The 20,297-nt window shown below is 68.6% G+C and carries 20 protein-coding genes and 1 tRNA gene; 11 read left to right on the forward strand and 10 right to left on the reverse strand.

What is annotated here, in order from left to right:
- Positions 1-6: 6 nt before the first annotated feature.
- Genes A7U43_RS10535 through A7U43_RS10545 form a run of 3 tightly spaced genes read left to right on the forward strand, consistent with a single transcriptional unit; the run spans position 7 to position 1,829 of the window.
- Positions 7-591 carry a hypothetical protein gene (locus A7U43_RS10535; protein ID WP_156525885.1) on the forward strand — a complete coding sequence of 195 codons (585 nt, stop codon included), beginning with the start codon at positions 7-9 and terminating at the stop codon, positions 589-591.
- A complete protein-coding gene (locus A7U43_RS10540; protein WP_082902085.1) occupies positions 548-1,321 on the forward strand; it encodes a pyridoxamine 5'-phosphate oxidase family protein in 774 nt (257 codons plus the stop codon). Before A7U43_RS10535 ends, A7U43_RS10540 begins: the two co-directional genes overlap by 44 nt.
- 31 nt (positions 1,322-1,352) lie before the next feature.
- Positions 1,353-1,829: an Rrf2 family transcriptional regulator gene (locus A7U43_RS10545; RefSeq protein ID WP_067994502.1), complete on the forward strand. Its 477-nt coding sequence runs from the start codon at positions 1,353-1,355 to the stop codon at positions 1,827-1,829.
- A 21-nt stretch (positions 1,830-1,850) separates the two neighbouring features.
- Here A7U43_RS10545 and A7U43_RS10550 read toward each other — a convergent pair whose 3' ends face one another.
- From A7U43_RS10550 to A7U43_RS10565, 4 genes are all read right to left on the reverse strand, one after another.
- Entirely contained in the window at positions 1,851-2,723 is an 873-nt protein-coding gene (locus A7U43_RS10550; protein ID WP_067994505.1) for a DUF4097 family beta strand repeat-containing protein, read from the reverse strand.
- Positions 2,724-2,749: 26 nt separating this feature from the next.
- A complete protein-coding gene (locus tag A7U43_RS10555) occupies positions 2,750-3,394 on the reverse strand; it encodes a response regulator transcription factor (protein WP_067994508.1) in 645 nt (214 codons plus the stop codon).
- Positions 3,382-4,689: a sensor histidine kinase gene (locus A7U43_RS10560; protein WP_067994511.1), complete on the reverse strand. Its 1,308-nt coding sequence runs from the start codon at positions 4,687-4,689 to the stop codon at positions 3,382-3,384. The genes A7U43_RS10555 and A7U43_RS10560 overlap by 13 nt, the downstream gene beginning before the upstream one ends.
- A 63-nt stretch (positions 4,690-4,752) precedes the next feature.
- Entirely contained in the window at positions 4,753-5,181 is a 429-nt protein-coding gene (locus A7U43_RS10565; RefSeq protein WP_067994514.1) for a VOC family protein, read from the reverse strand.
- Between the two features lie 55 nt (positions 5,182-5,236).
- Here A7U43_RS10565 and A7U43_RS10570 point away from each other — a divergent pair, with 55 nt between their 5' ends.
- The gene (locus A7U43_RS10570; protein WP_068002397.1) at positions 5,237-6,118 is read left to right on the forward strand and encodes an LLM class flavin-dependent oxidoreductase; all 882 of its coding nucleotides are present in this window, start codon (positions 5,237-5,239) and stop codon (positions 6,116-6,118) included.
- A gap of 61 nt (positions 6,119-6,179) precedes the next feature.
- On the opposite strand, the gene A7U43_RS10575 is transcribed toward A7U43_RS10570, so the two are convergent.
- Complete coding sequence (locus tag A7U43_RS10575) at positions 6,180-6,527, reverse strand: hypothetical protein (protein ID WP_067994517.1); 348 nt, start codon at positions 6,525-6,527, stop codon at positions 6,180-6,182.
- Between the two features lie 329 nt (positions 6,528-6,856).
- Here A7U43_RS10575 and A7U43_RS10580 point away from each other — a divergent pair, with 329 nt between their 5' ends.
- Both A7U43_RS10580 and A7U43_RS10585 read left to right on the forward strand, forming a co-directional pair.
- Positions 6,857-10,999: an Ig-like domain-containing protein gene (locus A7U43_RS10580; RefSeq protein WP_067994519.1), complete on the forward strand. Its 4,143-nt coding sequence runs from the start codon at positions 6,857-6,859 to the stop codon at positions 10,997-10,999.
- An 18-nt stretch (positions 11,000-11,017) separates the two neighbouring features.
- A complete protein-coding gene (locus tag A7U43_RS10585) occupies positions 11,018-11,650 on the forward strand; it encodes a GIY-YIG nuclease family protein (protein ID WP_067994521.1) in 633 nt (210 codons plus the stop codon).
- 16 nt (positions 11,651-11,666) lie between these two features.
- Here A7U43_RS10585 and A7U43_RS30320 read toward each other — a convergent pair whose 3' ends face one another.
- Positions 11,667-12,134 carry a hypothetical protein gene (locus A7U43_RS30320; RefSeq protein ID WP_231963781.1) on the reverse strand — a complete coding sequence of 156 codons (468 nt, stop codon included), beginning with the start codon at positions 12,132-12,134 and terminating at the stop codon, positions 11,667-11,669.
- Between A7U43_RS30320 and A7U43_RS10595 the strand changes: the two genes are divergently transcribed.
- A complete protein-coding gene (locus A7U43_RS10595; RefSeq protein WP_067994523.1) occupies positions 12,037-12,804 on the forward strand; it encodes a glutaminyl-peptide cyclotransferase in 768 nt (255 codons plus the stop codon). The two genes, A7U43_RS30320 and A7U43_RS10595, sit on opposite strands and share 98 nt — an antisense overlap.
- On the opposite strand, the gene A7U43_RS10600 is transcribed toward A7U43_RS10595, so the two are convergent.
- From A7U43_RS10600 to A7U43_RS10610, 4 genes are all read right to left on the reverse strand, one after another.
- Positions 12,783-13,691 (reverse strand): SDR family NAD(P)-dependent oxidoreductase, encoded by a 909-nt coding sequence (locus tag A7U43_RS10600; protein ID WP_067994526.1) that lies wholly within the window; start codon positions 13,689-13,691, stop codon positions 12,783-12,785. The genes A7U43_RS10595 and A7U43_RS10600 overlap by 22 nt on opposite strands.
- Entirely contained in the window at positions 13,688-14,293 is a 606-nt protein-coding gene (locus tag A7U43_RS10605; RefSeq protein ID WP_156525886.1) for a TetR/AcrR family transcriptional regulator, read from the reverse strand. The genes A7U43_RS10600 and A7U43_RS10605 overlap by 4 nt, the downstream gene beginning before the upstream one ends.
- A 78-nt stretch (positions 14,294-14,371) precedes the next feature.
- Positions 14,372-14,599, reverse strand: coding sequence for a YkvA family protein (locus tag A7U43_RS29120; protein WP_197499995.1), 228 nt, complete (start codon positions 14,597-14,599; stop codon positions 14,372-14,374).
- Between the two features lie 52 nt (positions 14,600-14,651).
- Positions 14,652-14,727 (reverse strand) — tRNA-Arg (locus A7U43_RS10610).
- A 102-nt stretch (positions 14,728-14,829) separates the two neighbouring features.
- Here A7U43_RS10610 and argS point away from each other — a divergent pair.
- The 4 genes from argS to thrC are packed head-to-tail and all read left to right on the forward strand — an operon-like array spanning position 14,830 to position 20,288.
- A complete protein-coding gene (gene argS, locus A7U43_RS10615) occupies positions 14,830-16,482 on the forward strand; it encodes an arginine--tRNA ligase (protein WP_067994532.1) in 1,653 nt (550 codons plus the stop codon).
- 53 nt (positions 16,483-16,535) lie between these two features.
- Complete coding sequence (gene lysA / locus A7U43_RS10620) at positions 16,536-17,873, forward strand: diaminopimelate decarboxylase (protein WP_197500047.1); 1,338 nt, start codon at positions 16,536-16,538, stop codon at positions 17,871-17,873.
- Positions 17,866-19,185, forward strand: a complete 1,320-nt coding sequence (locus A7U43_RS10625; protein WP_067994537.1) for a homoserine dehydrogenase — start codon at positions 17,866-17,868, stop codon at positions 19,183-19,185. Before lysA ends, A7U43_RS10625 begins: the two co-directional genes overlap by 8 nt.
- The gene (thrC, locus tag A7U43_RS10630) at positions 19,182-20,288 is read left to right on the forward strand and encodes a threonine synthase (protein ID WP_067994540.1); all 1,107 of its coding nucleotides are present in this window, start codon (positions 19,182-19,184) and stop codon (positions 20,286-20,288) included. The genes A7U43_RS10625 and thrC overlap by 4 nt, the downstream gene beginning before the upstream one ends.
- Positions 20,289-20,297 lie beyond the last annotated feature (9 nt).

Raw genomic sequence — 20,297 nt, forward strand, 5'->3', positions numbered from 1 at the left:
CACGGAGTGCGGCGGCTGGTCCTGCGACGCTGGCACGCCTTCGTCGGGCCGGAGGCCAGCGGCATCGACAACTCCGTCACGCTGACGCTGGGGGCGGTGGGCGGGCTGGCGGCGCACCGGCTGTCCCGTCACGAGCTCAGTAAGACCCACGAGCTGGTGCTCGACGGGCTGGCCGGTGACCTGTGGGGTGGCGCGTGGGCCAACAACACCAGGGCATGCGCGCGTTGGTACGAACGATCCGGCCAGACCGGGCGCGATCACCTGGCATTCGCCGCTGCGCATCTGCATCCGGTGGTCTGCGCGTGGATCGACCGCCGCGACAGGAGTGACGCGGCGGTGTGGGCGGCCACGCACTACGGCTATCTGTTGGCAGCGACCGTGGTGATCCGCGCATGGCCCCGGCATCGTCGCCCGCTCGGGGTGCTGACGACGGTGGGCGGGGTGGCGCTGGACCGCGCACTCGGTTCCTCGGGGGCGGCGCCATGGTTCGCGCCGGTGTTCTACCTCAAACTCCTGCTCGGCCATGCGTCGGCGGCGCGATGGTCCGATGCGGATCTCACGGCGCCACCCGATCTCGCTGCGCGCCGGTGATGGCCGCGAAATTGCCGTGCACAACCGCGTCGGACCGGTCAAGCTGGTCGTCGTGAACACCGAGCGTCCATCCACCCGTGTCAGCAGGCTTCGCGAGAAGCAACGCACGGATCGTGCCGGACTCGACGACCTGCTCGACAGCACGCCGCTGGCCACCGTCGCGCTGATCCGCGACGGGCACCCGGTGGCCTTCCCGACCGGGTTCGGCCGTGTCGGTGACGAACTGGTGATCCATGGCTCCACCGGTTCGCCGTGGATGCGCGCCCTGGGGGCCGGTGCGCAGGCCGCGGTATCGGTGACCGCATTGGACGGAGTCATGGTGGCGCGCAGCGGGTTCGAATCCTCCTTCCATTACCGCAGCGCGACGCTGTTCGGCACGTTCACCGTCGTCCCCGACGCGGAGAAGAACCGCTATCTCGAAGCGCTGACCGATGCCTTCATCCCGGGTCGGGTTGCCGAACTGCGGCCCAGCACCACCCGCGAACTGGCGGCCAGCCTGGCGCTGCGGTTGCCGATCGGCGCGGACAACTGGTCACTGAAGGTCAGCGCCGGCTGGCCCGAGGATGCGGAGTCCGATGTGGCCGGCGGCGCCTGGGCCGGGGTGGTGCCGCTGACCGTCAGCTACGGCACCCCGCAACGCGCGCCGGATTGTGACCCGGCCATCCCGGAGCCCGCCTCGGTGCAGGGGATGATCGGCCCGCTGCGCAACGTCGCGCCGCCACTTCGCTGATCGGGGCGCCCGCAATGGCACAATTCGCACTATGCGGATGTCGGCGAAGGCGGAGTACGCCGTCCGCGCCATGATCGAGCTGGCCACCGTCGAGGGCGGTGAACTGGTCAAAACCGACGATCTGGCCAAGGCGCAGGGCATCCCGGCGCAGTTCCTGGTCGACATCCTGTCCGACCTGAGGACCGACCGACTGGTGCGCAGCCACCGTGGTCGCGACGGCGGCTATGAGCTGGCCCGCGCGGCCGCCGATATCAGCATCGCCGACGTGCTGCGCTGCATCGACGGGCCACTGGCCAGTGTCCGTGACATCGGCCTGGGCGATCTGCCGTATTCCGGACCCACGGCAGCGCTGACCGACGTGTGGCGGGCGTTGCGGGCGAGCATGCGTTCGGTGCTGGAGGAGACCAGCTTGGCCGATGTGGCCGTCGGAGCACTGCCCGCTCATGTGGCCATGCTGGCCAGCGACTACCGCAATCAGGAGTCCGCCCGCGGGCATGCGGCTACCTGACGGCCGCGGCGATCCCTCGGATCACCGATCGATGACCCGCAGCGGGTCGACCGAGATATCGCCGTTCCGCGTGGTCGCGGTGACCGTCGCACTGGCCCGCGCCGCATCGGTGGTCTGCGGCACCCGCACCCTGGCCGAGCCGTCACCGGACTGCGCCCGCACCAGATAGGGGCCCGGCTCCGGCAGTGCGATGTCGATGTCCCCGTCGCGGGTGCTGGCCTCGATCTGCGACGGCACCTCGGCGAACCGCATCTGGACGTCCCCATCCCTGGTCTCGGCGATGAATGACTCGGTGACCGAGACGGCGCGGCGGGCATGGACCTCGCTGTCGCGTCCACGCACTTCGATGCGGCGCACCGTGCCACTCAGCAGCACCGCACCGTCGGTGTTGGTGGCGGTGAGTACGTCGAGATCGGCATCGGCGATGAGTAGCCCGGTTTCCTGGCGCACCGTCACGGCGAGCCGTCTGCCGAGGTCCGGCGGGACCGTGATGGTGATCTCGCCCGGGTCACCGAACGACAGCATTCCGGGCTGCGCGTCGACGCGGATCTGCGTGTCGTCGCCGCTGCTGGTGACCGCAAGTTCGTCGCGGTCGTCGCGCTGGGTGGTCACCATCCGCAGGTCGATCCTGGGTTCGGTGGCGTCCCGGTCGGTGACGATCCGGACGGCCGTCGGTGCGCCGGCGGTGTCGACCGTCAGCGTGCGCATGCCGGCGGGCAGGTTCTGGTGATCGGTCACCAGGCGAAGTGAGCTCAGGCCCCAGGCCGCCGCCGACAGCAGGGCCACGGTGACCGCGACGATTGCGGTGGCCGCGATCACCAGCGCCGCGCGCACGGCGGTTCGTCCGCCCGGGGATACCGGCGGCGGCCCGGGGGCAGTGAGTGTGGTGGTCATGTGGTTCCCTCTCGGGTCGGCACGGATCAGGATTCGAGGTAGCGCAGAACGGCGAGGACCCGCCGGTTCTCGCTGTCGTCGGGCGCCAGCTGCAATTTGGTGAAGATCGAGGCGATGTGCTTCTCGGCGGATCCGACCGAAATATGAAGTGCGGCACCGATTGCCGAGTTCGTCTTGCCCTCGGCCATCAGCTGGAGCACCTCCTGCTCGCGTGGTGTCAGCGCGTCCAGTGTCGCGCGCCGGCGAGAGCGCACCAGGATCTGGGAGACGACCTCGGGGTCGAGCACGGTGCCGCCGGCGCCGACCACCCGTACGGCATCCAGGAATGCGGGAACATCGGCGATCCTGTCCTTGAGCAGATAGCCGAAACCCTTGGTGTCCGAGGCGATCAGATCAGCGGCGTAACGTTCCTCCACATAGTGGGAGAGCACCAGGACCGGCGAATCGGGGTTCTGCGAGCGCAGCAGTGCCGCGGCGCGAATGCCCTCGTCGGTGAAGGTCGGCGGCATCCGGACGTCCAGGATGGCCAGGTCCGGCTTCTGCTCGTTGACGATGCGCAGCAGTTCGGTGGCATCCGGTACGCCGGCCACGATCTCGTGCCCGGCATCGGCGAGGATGCGTTCGATACCGGCCCGCAGCAGTGCGGAGTCCTCGGCGATCACGATGCGCATGGCAGCACCGCCGTCACGATCGTCGGGCCGGTGGCGGGGCTGGCCACCGAGAACGTCCCGCGGGCCGCGCGCACCCGTTCGGCCAAGCCGCGCAACCCCGTCGAATCCTCGTCGGCGTCGATATGCGCGCCGCCGCGCCCGTCGTCGAAGACCGAGACGTGCAGGGTGTTCGCGACCTCGTCGGCCCGAACGGTCACGATTGCCTGAGTGGCGTTGGCGTGCCGGGCGACATTCGTCAATGCCTCGGCGACCACGAAGTAGGCGCACGCCTCGACCTCCTCGGGCAGCCGAGCCGGCAAATGAATGTCGAGTGTCGTTGGTACACCAGAGGTCTCGGTTCGTTGCACCACCGCCGACAAGGCCGCGTCCAGTCCGCGGTCGGCCAGGATGGTGGGTGCGATACCGCGGACCACGTTGCGCAACTCCGCCAGCGCGCTCATCGCGTCATCATGAGCTTCGGAGATCAGCTTGCGGGCGGTGGGCAGATCGTTGTCCAGTTTGGTCTGAGCCAGCCCGATCGTCATGGCCAGGGACACCAGGCGCGGTTGCACGCTGTCGTGCAGATCGCGTTCGATGCGGTGACGCTCGGTCTGCGCCGAGGTGACCGCGCCGGCACGAGCCCGGGACAGCGCGCTCACCTCGTGTTGCAGCGCCGCGGTCGGTGAGGCCGACAGCAGCCAGCGGTCGATCCGGGCGTCGATGGCCGGCGCGAACACCAGGATCGCCGCGGCGGCGGCCAGTGCGACGACCGCCAGAACCACGCTCAACGCGGGTGAGAGGAATCGCAGGCCGGCGTCCTCGTCGCTGCGCTGCGCGGCCAGCGCCGCCGCCGGGCCGAGGAACGCGAACGCCAACAGGCCCACCGTGAGCCCGGTGACCAACAGGTCGTAGGTCATCCGCAGGTAGTGCTGCCCGGCCGCCTTCCAGAACCGGGCACTGCTGATGTCGAGCCACAGCTGGTGGGCCCAGCGCTGGAACCCGGTGTAGTGCGAAAGCGCCCGCGGAGGTACCGGAATCTGCAGACCGAACACCGCTTCGCTGCGCACCCGTTCGATCCACTCCACACCGCGCATCAGGTAGATGAAGACCACCGCGGCGAGCAGGAACCCGATGATCGAGGGGATCGACGAGATGCCGATGACGAAGATACCCAGGGGAATCCAGAACCACACGAGTGCCAGGAAGGCGCCGGTGATCATCGACGCCGTCGGGACGATGCCGAGATGGCGGAAGCGTTGTCGGGGTTCAGTCTCCGCTACGGCGGTGGCGGGGGCACTGGACGTGATGGCGACCATGTGACCAACCTATGGACTGACGCCCTCGCGCGACACCGCGTTTCCCCGCGAGCTTGGTGGGGGTTAACCCCCGCCCGCTCGGGTCGGCGCGGTGAGCTCGAGGGCGATGTTGTCGGGGTCGCGGAACTCCAGCACGTAGGCGGGCCCGATGTCCTTGACGGGTTCGTGCGTGATACCCAGGGAATCCAGATGGGCGGCGGCGGCCTCGAGTTCGGTCCTGCTGGTCAGCCGGAAGCACAGGTGGTCCAGGCCGGTGCGGTCCTCGTCGAAGCGGTCGGTGCCGACCGGCCGCAGGCCGATCAGCGTGCCGCCGAGGTCGTAGATGACCCCGCCGTAGAGGAACGCCAGCGCCGCTCTGGTGGCGGCGTCGGCGCCGGCGGGCACCTCGACCAGCACCGGCCAGCCGAACACGCTGTCGTAGAAACGCCGGGACTGCTCGATATCGGTGACCGTCAGGCGCACGTGCGCAATCGATGTGGTGGGGATCGCCATGAACTCATCCTGGCACTGTGCGGCACGTGTGAGAATCGCCGACGTGAAAGTCGGAATGACGATGCCGGTGATGGAACCGGACCTGGACGCGGCCACCCTCAAGACGTGGGCGAGGGCCATCGACGAGGGACCGTTCTCGTCGCTGTGCTGGGGTGAGCGCATCGCGTTCGACAATCCCGACGCGATGACACTGCTGGGTGCGCTGGCGGCCTGGACCGATCGGGTGCGGTTGGTGACCACCGTGGTGGTGCCGCAACTGCACGACCCCGTGGCGTTGGCCAAATCGCTGGCCACCGGTGATGTGCTCAGTGGCGGCCGGCTGACGGTCGGGCTGGGCGTCGGTGGCCGCCACGAGGACTACCACGCCGTCGGCGCCGATACCGCCACCCAGACCATGCGCGCGATGGCCGAGCGGGTCGCGGTGATGAAGCGGGTGTGGGCGGGGGAGAAGGTCACCGAGTCGGTGCTGCCGGTAGGGCCGCCGCCGGTACAGCCCGGTGGCCCGGAGCTGCTGGTGGGCACCCTCGGACCCAAGACGGTGCGTAGCGCGGCGGGTTGGGCGGCCGGGCTGGCCGGCACCACGCTGGATCTCGACACCGACCAACAGAACGCCCTGTTCGACGTGGCCCGCCAGGCCTGGGATGCGGCGGGTAAGCCGAAACCGCATCTGGCGACGTCATTCTGGTTTGCGATCGGCGAGCCGGAGGCTGCCCGCGCGCAGGTCCGCCACCATCTGCTGCGGTATATGAACTGGATCCCCGAGGAGTTCGTCGACGCCATCGCCCCGACCACAGGATGGTCGGGCAGCCAGGACGAACTTCTCGCCGTGCTGCGCCGTTTCGAGGACATCGGCGCCGACGAGGTGCACCTGATCCCGACCTCGGACGACATCGAGCAGGTGCACCGCGTCGCCGAGGTGATCGCCGATCTGGGCTGAATCGGCCCGATCGCCGGTGCTGGAACGGTAGTGCGGTGCAGGCGGGCCTAGCGGGCGCCGATCACCACGCGCCGATCGGCGGATCGAACACGAACGATCCGTTTGATTCGAGGTTGAACGGCGCAGACTTCGAGCCGACGATGGCCTTCGTGGAGTCGCGAACCTCGCCCTGGGCGGACACCACGCCGATATCGGCGTTGCGGGTTTCGCCCAGACCGCGCGCATCCCCGTAGTCGGCCACCCGCAGCGAATTGTCATCGATCAGCAGCGCCTGACGGCTGGTGACCTGCGGCGTGGGAGCGACCTCCTCGACATCCGCGTTCGCGACTGCGCTGCCGAGGCTCAGGAACGCCGCGGTGACGGCGAACGACCCGATTCCGAGGGCGGTGATTTTCTTGGTGGCGGTCATCTTGCTGTCCTCTGATCTGGTAGCCCGGTCGGGACTGACAGCTCAAAACGCTAGTGTCGCGGCGGCTGAAACGCCCGGTCAGCACGACGATTCCCAACCACTTCACAGGCGGCGACCGACTAACTGACAGGAACGATCCGGTTTGCCGCGCGGTGGTGCGGTGATTCCTGGCCGGCTCCTGGTTGCCCCGCCGGGCCGACCGAATTGACGCACGTTTCGCAAACACGATTCCGGGCGCTGTGAGCGGCGTTACACTTCGCGGCAATTGCTTCCGTTTCGCAAGGACCGGGCCTTCTGAGCGCCAGCCGAACGGGCAACCGGGAGTGCGAATGCAAGTGCGGTACGCCAGCCATATCGGGCGGGTCGGTGCGCTGGCCGTCGCGCTCGGAATCGGAGCCGCTGTGGGCACGCCCACGACGGCATGGGCCGCGCCCGAGGATCCGACGACGACGTCATCGTCGGCGGCGGAGACCGAACCGGGTACCGGCACCGCCACACCGGCGAGCATCCCCGGGCCGGATGCGTCGACGGTCGGCCCGAGGACTCCGACGAGCGCGCCGCGGTCGGTCGCGGCACCTGCCGGGGACGAGGTGGGGGCGCCGCGAAAGAAGAAGCGGACCGCCGCCACCCGGGTGCGCACCGTCGATACGGCCATGACAGTCCGCCGAACCGCCGAACGCCCGTGGCCCGAGCCGACGGCGGAGGTCGCGGCACCGGACGGCGGCGCGGCGGTCGACACCCCCGCGACGGTCACCGCGACGCCGGCCCCGGTCACCACCGTGGCCGCCACGCTCGCCGCGCGACCGGTCGTGGCGAACCCGGTGCAGGCGGTCGGCGACCTGATCGGCAGGGTGGTGCGGCCGGTGCTGTCCACGGTCCTCGGCGTGCTGCCCGGCGGGTCCACCGACTCGCCGCTGGCCTGGGTGCTGCTGGGGGCGGCCCGGCGCCAGGTGGGCCAACTCGAGCAGGACGTGGCGGGCATCTCCGCCGCGCACACCGTCGCCGCGGCGGTGCCGAACGCCCCACCGACGGCCACGGTGATCTGGGGCAGGCCGGACGCGACGACGGGGACCGTGATCGGGCGGCTGGTCGCCGCTGACCCCGAGGGCAAGAAGGTCGCCGTGGCGGTGGTGCCGCCGGCCGTCCCGGTGCAGGGCACGGTGGCCTACAACGCCAAGACCGCGACCATCACCTACACGCCCACCACGGCGCAGCGCTTCGCCGCCTCGACGAGCCCCGGTGACGACAGCGTCGCCATCACCCTCAGGGTGACCGACGCGGTGAACACCGTCGAGGTACCGATCAGCATCCCGGTCAGTCCGTCGCCGTTCTACCAGAGCGCGGCGTACCCCGGTGCGGGCGGTCCGAGCGCGGTGGCGGCCACCAACACCCGTGCCTACATCACCAATCGCGACTCCGGCACCGTCACGGTGTACGACACGATCAAGAACACCCTCGTCGGTACCTATCAGGTCGGTGGCGCACCCGATGGCATCGCGGTCAAGCGCGATGGCACCCGGATCTATGTGGCGAGTTCGACGGGCAACACGGTCACAGTCATCGATACCGCCACCGGTGCCAAGAAGGCCACCATCACCGTCGCCAATCCCACTGCGATCAGCATCAACCCGGCGGGCAGCGTGGTCTACGTCGCGAACGGCACCAGTGCTAGCGTCACCAAGATCAGCACCGCCACCAACAGGGCCGCGGGCACGGTCAAGCTCGCCCCGGGGCTCACGCCCACCGAGCTCGCGGTGAGTGCCGACGGTAAGCGAATCTTCGTCGGCGGCGCGCAGGCCGCCGGTGGTGGCCAGATCTCCTGGTTCTCCTCCACCGCGAGCACGGCGACACTGTTGGCCGATATCGCTTTTGCGCCAACGGGTCTGGCGTACAACTCTGCTTCGCAGAACGTGTACGCCGTGGATGCGGGCGGCGGATTGACCGTCTACAGCATGCTGACGAAAACGGTCGCGACGCTGAATGTGGGACATCCGCTCTCCGGTATCGCGCTGACCAACGACGGTTCGGCCGCCATGGTCACCACGTCCACCGGGATGGTCGCGGCGCTGAGCACTCGCGATTCATCGGTGCTCGGGGTGACCACCATCGGCGTGGTGTCGGCCCAACCCGTCCTCAGGATCAGCCCCGACGGCACCCAGATGTTCGTCACCGATCTCGACAACGGCTCGGTGCACGCGCTGTCGCTGGTCCCGTCGAATGTTGCGCCCTTCTCCAGCGACCCGAACTACACCGTCACCAACCCCGCGACGGGTGCGATGACGGGCAAGGTCGGCGTCGTCGACTTCGACGGTGATCCGCTGACCTACCAGGTGACCGTCAAGCCGGGCAAGGGCAAGCTCGTACTCGACGCACATGGGACCTACACCTACACGCCGACCGCCGCTGCCCGGCACGCCGCGTCCGTGCCCGGAGCGCCCGACACCGTCACCACCGATTCGTTCACCGTGGTGGTCTCCGATGGCCGCCACGGCACCGTGACCCAAACCATCACCATCGCCATCGATCCCGCGAACAAGGTGCCGACCGTGACCACATCGATCGGCAGCCCGAGTGCGTCGACGGGTGCGGTGAAGGTGACCATCAAGACCGCCGACGGCGACAACGACAAGCGGACGTTCACCGCGAGGCAGCCGGCCAAGGGCGTGGTCCAGATGACTGGGTCGGGTGTGTTCACCTACACGCCCAGCGTCGCGGCACTGGCCGCCGCACGGGCACCGGGCGCGGCCTACGAGGACCGACGCGACACCTTCACCGTCACCGTCGACGACGGCCACGGCGGCGTCGTCCCGGTCACGGTGAACGTCAAGATCGGCGCGCCCAATGCCAAGCCCACCGCCGTCGCGACGAGTGTCACTGCCACTCAACCCCGTTCGGGGGTGATCACCGGGACGGTCGGCGCCGTCGACGCCGACGGCGATGTGCTCAGCTACAGTGCCGGCAAGACCAACAAGGGCACGGTCACCCTCAACGCCGACGGCTCGTTCACCTACACACCCACCGCGGCGGCCCGGCTGGCGGCCTCCAAGCCCCGGGCCGGCTCCGCCACCAAATCCGAGACCATCACCTTCACCGTCAGCGACGGCTTCGGCGGGGTCGTCACCAAGACGCTCAAGGTGACGATCGTCGCCAATCCGGCGGACAACGCGGCGCCCACCAATGGCGCTGGGACAGTGTCGGATACGTCCACGGCCATCGGGAGCGTGACCGGCGTCGTCACCGCCACCGACCCGGACGGCGACGCGTTGACCTATCGCCTGGCCAGCGGCCCGGCCTTCGGTGTGGTCACGGTGAGCGCGGCGGGAGGCTTCGTCTACACCCCCGACGTCGACGCGCGCTACCGCGCGCTGGTGACCGCCGGCGAGGACACCGACAGTTTCGTGGTCGACATCACCGACAGCTTCGGCGGGATCAGCACGGCCACAGTGCATGTCACCATCGCACCACCGTCGACAACGGCGATCGACCAGCGGGCCACGACGGTCGCGGTCAACACCCAGCAGATGTACTTCTATTCGCAGACCGACACCGATATGGCACTGGGGCTGCTGAAAGCCGCTGGGGTGGAAACCATTCGGATCCTGTTGCCCTGGGCCGGCGCCGAGCCCGTCGATGACACCTTCGACTGGGCCGCGGTGGACCGGATGGTCAACAGCGCCAACGCCCAGGGCATCAAGGTGCTCGCCACGCTGAACACCACACCGGACTGGGCCGCGGTCCCGGGCCAGCAGATCTATACCGCGGCACCGGCCGATATCGAGGCGTTCGGCGATTTCGTCTCCGCGGTGGCGACCCGCTACCAGGGCAAGATCGCCGACTACGAGATCTGGAACGAGCCCAACTACGACGGCTTCTGGGAGCCCGGTCCGGACGCGGCGGCCTACACCGCTCTGCTGAAGGTCGCCTACACCGCGATCAAGGCGGCCGACCCGGACGCCACCGTGATCGGCGGATCGGTGGCCGCGGTGGCCGAAGTGCCCGGCGGCCCGGCGATCAACCCGGTGACCTACCTGTCCCAGATGTATGCCGCCGGCGCGGCCGGGTATTTCGATGCGCTGGCGTTCCACCCGTACCTGTACTCGATGCCGTTCTCGGCGCAGCAGGGACACGCCGGGGTGCCGTTCGCCCAGGCCCAACAGCTGTACGAGGTGATGGTCGCCCACGGTGACGGACACAAGAAGATCTGGGCCACCGAGTACGGACAGCCGGCCTCCGAGGGCGGTGAGGCCGTCCAGGCCGCGTATGTCGGTGACTTCCTGCGGGCGTGGCGCAGCCTGGAGTTCGCCGGGCCGGCGTTCATCCACACCATCGCCGACTACGGGCACGACTTCCCCGATCAGGCCACCATGGGTCTCTTCCGCGAGGACTGGACCCCCAAACCGGTGGTCGCGGTGATCACCCAGGTGATCGCGGAAAGCCAGGCGATCAACGCGGTGGGTGGCGATTCGGTCTAGGCGGCTAGGCTGAGGGACATGGCCGAGTCGATATCCGCGAAGAAGAATGCTGCCGCGGTCGCGAATTTCCTTGCCGCTCAGCTACATACGCGAGACGAGGTATTCGCCGACCTGGACGTCGTGCCCGCCGCGGCCGGCGCCTACGGGTGGTGGTTCCGCGAGATCCCGGGCGGTATCGACGTGGCCGGCTGCGAACAGCGTGACGGGTGGACGTTGCTCTACGTCGGGATCAGCCCCGGCCCGCCGCGGGCCGATGGCAAGCCGCGCGCACCCCAGGATCTGCGCAAGCGCATCCGCTATCACTTCGGAGCGGGTAATGCCGGGGCGGACGGGTCCACGCTGCGCAAGTCGCTCGGGGTGCTGCTCGGCGAGCAGCTCGGGTTCGCGCTGCGCCGGATCGGCTCGGGCAAGCGGCAGACCTTCGCCGGCGGCGAGGCGGTCCTGACCCAGTGGATGGCCGAGAACGCCGCAGTGTCCTGGGTGCTGCATCCCGAGCCGTGGTTTCTGGAGCCCAAGTTGATCAGTGCGTTGGTGCTCCCGCTGAACTTCCAGGACAACGACCGCAACGCCTTCGCGCCGGAGCTCAAGAGGTTGCGCAAGGAGGCCGGGGTGAAGGCCGGCAAGCTGCGTGTGCTCGCGGAGTGGACCTAGCCCCGGTTCGGGGCGGTCAGGACGTCGCGCGCTCGCGCGCCGCATCGAGTTCGGCGAGCAGCGCGTCGACCTCCGCGCGCTTCTCGGCGGGAACCATCAACGAATAGAACGTGCCGACCGAGATCGTGAGTTGTAGAAGCTCCTCACGGTCGCCGCCGAACAGTTTCTTGCGGCGGCTGAACTCCTTGACGTCGGTGCCGGCGTACTTGTCGGCGGGATTGCGTCCGATCGAGTTGTTGGCCCGCAGTTTTTCCACCCACACACCATCGATGACGATGCTCTCGCCGTTGATCCCGTCGATGCGAAACATGAGCAGATCGTAGCGGCGGGGGGTGTTGTCGGCGATGCTTCGAGCGCGCGCGAATGCCGCAGGGTAGAACGGAGCCATGTGGCGAGTTGCTTCCCGGTCGGTGCTGACGTCTTTGGTTCTCACCGCGACGGTGATCTGCGCCCCGGTTGCGCGGGCCGAGCCCGTCCCCGTCATCGTGCCCACCGTGCTGGCGGCGGTGCCCCATGACCCCGGCGCCTACAGCGAAGGATTGGAGTTCGACGGGCCCGACCTGTATGAGGCCACCGGGGAGGTGGGCAAATCGGAACTGCGGCAGGTCGATCCGCAGACCGGTGCGGTGATCCGGTCGGTGCCCTTGCCCAACGACTACTTCGGTGAGGGCATCGCCGTTGTGGGCGAGAGCATCTGGCAGTTGACCTACCGCGACGGGGTGGCGATCGAATGGGACAAGGTGTCGTTCACGCCGCGCCGGGAAGTGCCGGTCGCCGGCCAGGGTTGGGGGCTGTGTCACGACGGCGGCAGATTCGTCGCCAGCGACGGCGGTGACCGCCTGCGGTTCTTCGACCCATCGTTCACCGAGACCGGCAGCATCCGGGTGACCCGCGACGGTCAGCCGCAGGCCGGGCTGAACGAACTCGCGTGTGTCGACGGGCAGGTCTGGGCCGCCGCGTGGCCGGACGACACCTTCGTGCGGATCGATCCCGGCACCGGCGTGGTGAACCTGGTGGCCGATGTCTCAGGCCTGTGGCCCGCGGCTCAACGCAATCCGCGGCAGGTGGTCAGCGGTATCGCGCACATCGCCGGGTCGGAGTACCTGATCAGCGGCAAGGAATGGCCGCGGAGCTACCGGGTGATGTTGCCGTAGGTCAGGCGCGCGCTGGTCTCCCACAAATCGCGGGCCAGGGCCGTGTCATAGGACTGCGCCGAGGACCGGATCGGCTTGGCGCCCTCGAAGTACTCGCCGGTGACCCCCTCGAACCGCGGGTCGATGGCCAGCGCGGCCAGCCGGGTGCCGGAGGTCGTCAGGGAGTTCACATTGGGCAGCGCGCGCAGTAGCGGAGAAACCGTGCGCCACACCACCTGTTGCAGTGGTGTGTAGTCGCGCGACAGGCTCGATGCGGGCATCAGTCCCGGATCGAATGCCGTCACGGTGATTCCCGCGCCGCCGTGGTCGAGGCGTCGGTCGAGTTCGTAGGTGTAGAGCACATTGCACAGTTTCGAGGTGGTGTAACGACGGCGACCGTCGACCGGTTCGTCGGGTTGTGGATGCGCGAGCGCCTCGGCGGTGGTGTAGCGCGGGTGTGGCATACCGGTGAACTTCTTCGGATCGTGAGTTCCGCTGGCCACCATCACGATCCGGGCGGGCGCGACCAGTTGCGCGCGCAGGCCCTCGATGAGCGCGAAATGTCCGAGGTGATTGACCCCGAAGGTGATCTCCACGCCGTCCGCGGTCATCTGGAGGCCCGAGACCACCTGCAAGCCGGCATTGCAGACCACGGCGTGCAAGGCAGGCAGGCCCGCCGCGGCAACGGCGGTGGTGAAGGCGTGCACCGAAGCCAACGAGGCCAGGTCGCAGGCCAGCACTGTGCAGCGGTCGGGGGCGCCGAGCTCGGCGACGGCTGCCGCGCCCCGCGACACGTCGCGGACGGCGAGCACGATGTGCCAGGACTCGTCGCGGGCCAGGATCGCCCGGGCGCATTCGAGGCCGAGGCCGGTATTGGCTCCGGTGATGATCACCGATCGGTTATTCATTTTTCCTCCAAGAGGATTGGGATCAGGGCCTGGATGGTTTGAATCAACCGCACGTACATCCGGTCGACGTCGGTGCTGTCCGGTTCGAGGTGGTCGGCGAAGAAGATGCCGTCCGACATCGCGGTGGCGACGGCGGCCAGTTCGGCGACGATGTGTTCGGCCCTGTCGGGGGCGAGGTCGTCGGGGAGCAGCGGCCGGATCACGTCGGCGAATCCGGCGATCGCGGTGTCGCGGACTCGGCGGACGGCGGCGGCCACCGCGGGGTCGTCGCTGCGCTCCAGCGACAGCATGTACACCAGCCGGAAGAAATCCGGATTGGCCACCATGAGTTTCGCGGCGGCGGCGCGTTGGGCCTCGATATCACCGCTGCTGCGGGGAAGCTGCGCGAAGTAGCGTTGCGCGCCGCGCTCCATGACGGCGGCCAGCACACCCTCCTTGGAGCCGAAGTGCCAGTAGATCGAACTCGCGGGCAGGCCGGTCTCCCGGCGGATGTGGCTGATCGAGGTCGCCGCGTAGCCCTGGGTGGCCATCAGTCGTTCGGTCGCGTCCAGGATCAGCTCGCGGGAGTCCTCGCCCTGGCGTTGACGTTGCGTCGGCGGCATCCGGATTCCTGTCTGTAAGGATCGTTACAGACAGAGTAGCGCGTGTAGGCCTTCGTGTCATGGTGGGCGGCACGCGGCCTATCCGGCCTCGGGGCAAGCTGCACAGGCGCCGCACCGCGGCCAGGCCGGCCGGGGTGCGGGCCAATGCCGCGACACAGCCTCGGGCCCGGCGCGGCGCGTCACCGAGCCCAGCACGAGAGCCGCGATGATGGCGTCATCGGCGTATCCCAGCACGGGGATGACGTCGGGTATAAGGTCGAAAGGCAAGGCCAGATAGGCCGGCAACAAGGCCAGGTGGACGCGCACACCGCGGCTGATACCCGGATCTGCGGCCAGCCGCTTGGCTACTGCACAAAGGTGGTGCCCCCGGCAGGATTCGAACCTGCGGCCTTCTGCTCCGGAGGCAGACGCTCTATCCCCTGAGCTACGGGGGCGCAAGCAGAGGATGCTGCGCCGTTGGGCGTGCATAGCCTAACCCATCTCCAAGCGGTAATGGATTCGGGACCTGGGTACCCCGCACCATAGGATGGTCCCTCGTGACACCTGCCGACCTGGCTGCCCTGCTCAAGACCACCGCCGCCGCGGTCCTGGCCGAGCACAGCCTCGACCCCAGCGCGCTGCCCGAGACGATCACCGTCGAGCGCCCGCGCAACCCTGAGCACGGCGATTACGCCACCAACGTGGCCCTGCAACTCGGGAAGAAGGTCGGGGTCAACCCGCGCGAGCTCGCCGGCTGGCTGGCGGCCGCACTGGCCGACGCCGACGGCATCGCGGCCGCCGAGATCGCCGGCCCCGGCTTCGTCAACCTGCGCATCGAGGCGTCCGCGCAGGGGGTGGTCGTCACCAACGTGCTTACCGCGGCGGGCGACTACGGCCACTGCGCCGATCTGGCCGATCAGAACATCAACCTGGAATTCGTCTCGGCGAACCCGACCGGCCCCATCCACATCGGCGGCACCCGCTGGGCGGCCGTCGGCGACGCGCTCGGCCGGCTGCTGAGCACCCAGGGCGCCCGGGTCACCCGGGAGTATTACTTCAACGACCACGGCGCCCAGATCGACCGGTTCGCCCGCTCGTTGGTCGCCGCCGCCAAGGGCGAGCCCGCACCCGAGGACGGCTACGCCGGGACGTACATCAACGACATCGCCGCCGCGATCATGGCCCAGGCACCCGGCGCACTGAGCCTGCCCGCCGACCAGCAGCAGGAGACGTTCCGCTCGATCGGCGTGGACCTGATGTTCACCCACATCAAATCCTCGCTGCACGAGTTCGGCACCGACTTCGACGTGTACACCCACGAGGACTCGATGCACACCTCCGGCCGGGTGGACCAGGCGATCGCCAGGCTGCGCGACAACGGCGCCATCTACGAGAAGGACGGCGCAACGTGGCTGCGCACCACCGAGTTCGGTGACGACAAGGACCGGGTGGTCATCAAGAGCGACGGCAACCCGGCCTATGTCGCCGGCGACCTCGCCTACTACCTGGACAAGCGCGAGCGCGGCTTCACGCTGTGCATCTACATGCTCGGCGCCGACCATCACGGCTACATCGCCCGGCTCAAGGCGGCGGCCGCCGCCCTGGGTGACGACCCGGCCACCGTCGAGGTACTGATCGGGCAGATGGTCAACCTGGTGCGCGACGGCCAGCCGGTGCGGATGAGCAAGCGGGCCGGCACCGTCATCACCCTCGATGACCTGGTGGACGCCATCGGCGTCGACGCCGCCCGGTACGTGCTGATCCGGTCCTCTGTGAACAGCCCGATCGATATCGACCTGGCACTGTGGTCATCGGCGTCCAACGAGAACCCGGTCTACTACGTGCAGTACGCGCACGCGCGGCTGTCCGCGTTGGCGCGCAACGCAGCCGAACTGGGGCTGAGCGCGGACACCGCGCACCTCGACCTGCTGACCCATGACCGGGAGGCCACCCTGATGCGGACCCTCGGTGAGTTCGGTCGGATTCTCAAAACCGCTGCGTCGCTTCGGGAACCGCACCGCGTATGCCGGTACCTGGAAGACCTGGCGGGGGACTACCACCGGTTCTACGACTCCTGCCGAGTGCTGCCCCAGGGCGACGAGACCCCCGGCGAGCTCAACGCCGCGCGGCTGGCGCTGTGTGAGGCCACCCGTCAGGTCATCGCCAACGGTCTGACGATCCTCGGCGTCAGCGCGCCGGAGCGGATGTGAGCGCACAGTCCGGCACCGCGGTGCCGCCCAAACCCGGCACCAGTGACGAGATCATGCTGCTCGCCCCGAATGTGTGGCCGCGCAGCCTGGTTCGCGGCGCCGACGGCGTGGTGACGGTGGCCGGTGTGTCGGTCACCGATCTGGCCGAGCGCTTCGGCACCCCGCTGTTCGTCATCGACGAAGACGATTTCCGCGGCCGCTGCCGCGAGATCGCCTCGGCGTTCGGCGGTGGGGAGCATGTGCACTACGCGTCCAAGGCGTTCCTGTGCAGCGAGATCGCGCGCTGGGTGCACCAGGAAGGTCTGTCATTGGACGTCGCGACCGGCGGCGAGCTCGCGGTCGCATTGCACGCCGACTTTCCTGCCGAGCGAATCACCGTGCACGGCAACAATAAATCTGTCGAGGAGCTCACCACCGCGGTGAACGCCGGCGTCGGGCATATCGTGGTGGACTCCGAGATCGAGATCGAGCGGCTGGAGGCCGTCGCGGGCGCCGCGGGCGTCGTCCAGGACGTGCTGGTGCGGGTGACCCCCGGTGTGGAGGCACACACCCACGAGTTCATCTCCACCGCACACGAGGACCAGAAGTTCGGGTTGTCGCTGGCCAGCGGCGCCGCGATGGAAGCGGTCCGCCGGGTCTTCGCCACCCAGAACCTGCGCCTGGTCGGCCTGCACTGCCATGTCGGCTCGCAGATCTTCGACGTGTCCGGCTTCGAGATCGCCGCGCGCCGCCTGCTCGGCCTGCTCCGCGATGTCGTCGCGGAGTTCGGTGTCGAGAAGACCGCGCAGATGGACATTCTCGATCTCGGAGGTGGGTTGGGTATCTCCTATCTGCCGCACGACGACCCACCGCCGATGCAGGAATTGGCCGACAAGCTCACCGCGATCGTCCGCAACGAATCAGCCGCGGTCGGGTTGCCCACCCCCACCCTGGTGGTCGAGCCGGGCCGGGCGATCGCCGGACCGGGCACGATCACGCTCTACGAGGTCGGGACGGTCAAGGACGTGGCCATCTCGGCCGACAAGCACCGGCGCTATGTCAGCGTCGACGGCGGGATGAGCGACAACATCCGGCCCGCCCTGTACGACGCCGAGTACGACGCCCGGCTGGTCTCGCGGGTCAGCGACTCCGCCGCGGTGCTCGCGCGCATCGTCGGAAAGCACTGTGAGAGCGGCGACATCATCGTGCGCGACACCTGGGTCTCCGACGACCTGGCGCCGGGGGACCTGCTGGCCGTCGCCGCCACCGGCGCGTACTGCTACTCGATGTCGAGCCGGTACAACCTGCTGCGGCGCCCGGCCGTGGTCGCGGTAAAGGACGGAAGTGCGCGGCTGATCCTGCGCCGGGAAACCGTCGAGGATCTTCTGAGCTTGGAGGTGGGTAATGAGTGAAAAGGCCATCGGCGTAGCGGTGCTCGGCCTCGGGAACGTCGGCACCGAGGTGGTGCGCATCATCGAGGAGAGCGCCGCCGACCTGGAGGCGCGGATCGGCGCCCCGCTGGAGTTGCGCGGTGTCGGAGTGCGCCGGGTCGCCAAGGATCGCGGTGTCCCGGTCGAGCTGCTCACCGACGACATCGAGGCACTCGTCTCCCGTGATGACGTCGACATCGTGGTGGAGCTGATGGGTCCGGTGGAGCCCGCCCGCAAGGCCATCATGGCCGCACTGGAGCAGGGCAAGTCGGTGGTCACCGCCAACAAGGCGTTGATGGCCCAGTCCACCGGAGAGCTCGCCCAGGCCGCCGAAAAGGCGCGTGTCGACCTGTATTTCGAGGCGGCGGTGGCCGGTGCGATCCCGGTGATCCGTCCGCTGACCCAGTCGCTGGCCGGTGACACGGTGCTGCGGGTCGCCGGCATCGTCAACGGCACCACCAACTACATCCTGTCGGCGATGAACGACACCGGCGCCTCGTACGAGAGTGCGCTGGCCGATGCCAGCGCATTGGGTTATGCCGAGGCCGACCCGACCGCCGACGTCGAGGGCTACGACGCCGCAGCCAAGGCGGCCATCCTCGCCTCCATTGCGTTCCACACGCGGGTGACCGCCGACGACGTCTACCGCGAGGGCATCACCAAGGTCAGTGCCGAGGACTTCGAGTCGGCCAAGGCGCTCGGCTGCAATATCAAGCTGCTGGCGATCTGCGAGCGGCTCACCAGCGGTAAAGGCAAACAACGGGTTTCGGCGCGGGTGTACCCGGCGCTGGTTCCGATGGATCATCCGCTGGCAACGGTGAACGGTGCCTTCAATGCGGTGGTGGTCGAAGCCGAGGCGGCCGGTCGGCTGATGTTCTACGGTCAGGGCGCCGGAGGCGCGCCGACCGCGTCGGCGGTGATGGGTGATCTGGTGATGGCCGCTCGAAACCGCGTGCAGGGTGGCCGGGGGCCACGCGAGTCCAAGTACGCCAAACTGCCGATCGCACCCATCGGAGCCATCCCGACGCGCTACTACGTCAACATGAACGTCAAGGACCGCCCGGGTGTGTTGTCCGCGGTGGCCGCCGAATTCAGCAAGCACGAGGTCAGCATCGCCGAGGTCCGCCAGGAGGGGATGACCGACGACGAGGGCGAACTCTGCGGCGCCCGCATCGTCGTGGTCACCCACCGGGCCACCGATGCCGCGTTGTCCAAAACCGTCGAGGCGCTGGCCGAACTCGATGTCGTACAGAACATCAACAGCGTGCTTCGTATGGAAGGGGCAACAGCATGACCGGCGGGGCGAGCGATGCGACGGGAAATGCCACCGGACCGGTGCACCAGGCATGGCCGGGACTGATCGCCGCTTACCGGGACCGACTGCCGGTCGAGGACCATTGGACGCCGATCACCCTGCTGGAGGGCGGTACCCCGCTCATCCACGCCAAGCGACTGTCCGAGCAGACCGGCTGCACGGTGCATCTGAAGGTGGAGGGGCTCAACCCCACCGGCTCGTTCAAGGACCGTGGCATGACCATGGCCGTGACCGATGCGATCGCCCGCGGCCAGCAGGCCGTGCTGTGTGCTTCCACCGGCAACACCTCGGCATCGGCGGCGGCCTACGCGGCCCGCGCCGGCATCACCTGTGCGGTGCTGATCCCGCAGGGCAAGATCGCGATGGGCAAACTCGCCCAGGCAGTCATGCACGGCGCCAAGATCATTCAGGTCGAAGGCAACTTCGACGATTGCCTGGAGCTGGCCCGTAAGCTGACCGCGGACTACCCGACCATCGCCCTGGTCAACTCGGTCAACCCGGTCCGCATCGAGGGCCAGAAGACCGCCGCGTTCGAGATCATCGACGTCCTGGGCACCGCACCGGACGTCCATTCGCTGCCGGTCGGCAACGCCGGAAACATCACCGCCTATTGGCGCGGCTATCGCGAGTATCACCGCGACGGCCTGTCCGACCGGCTGCCACGCATGCTCGGTACCCAGGCCGCGGGTGCCGCGCCACTGGTCAGCGGGCACCCGGTGACCAACCCGGAGACCATTGCCACCGCGATCCGTATCGGCTCACCGGCATCGTGGAACTCGGCGGTCGAAGCCCAGGAGCAGTCCGAAGGACGCTTCCTGGCCGCCACCGACGACGAGATCCTGGCGGCCTACCGATTGGTGGCCGCGGCCGAAGGCGTGTTCGTCGAGCCGGCGTCGGCGGCGAGCATCGCCGGCTTGCTCAAGTCGATCGAAGACGGTTGGGTCAAGCCCGGATCCACCGTGGTGTGCACCGTCACCGGTAACGGACTCAAGGACCCGGACACCGCACTCAAGGGTATGCCCGAGGTGACCCCGATCCCGGTCGACCCCGCCGCGGTGGTCGCGAAGCTCGGTCTGGGCTGACGGTCGGAT

It is taken from the genome of Mycobacterium adipatum (assembly GCF_001644575.1).
GTDB lineage: Bacteria > Actinomycetota > Actinomycetes > Mycobacteriales > Mycobacteriaceae > Mycobacterium > Mycobacterium adipatum.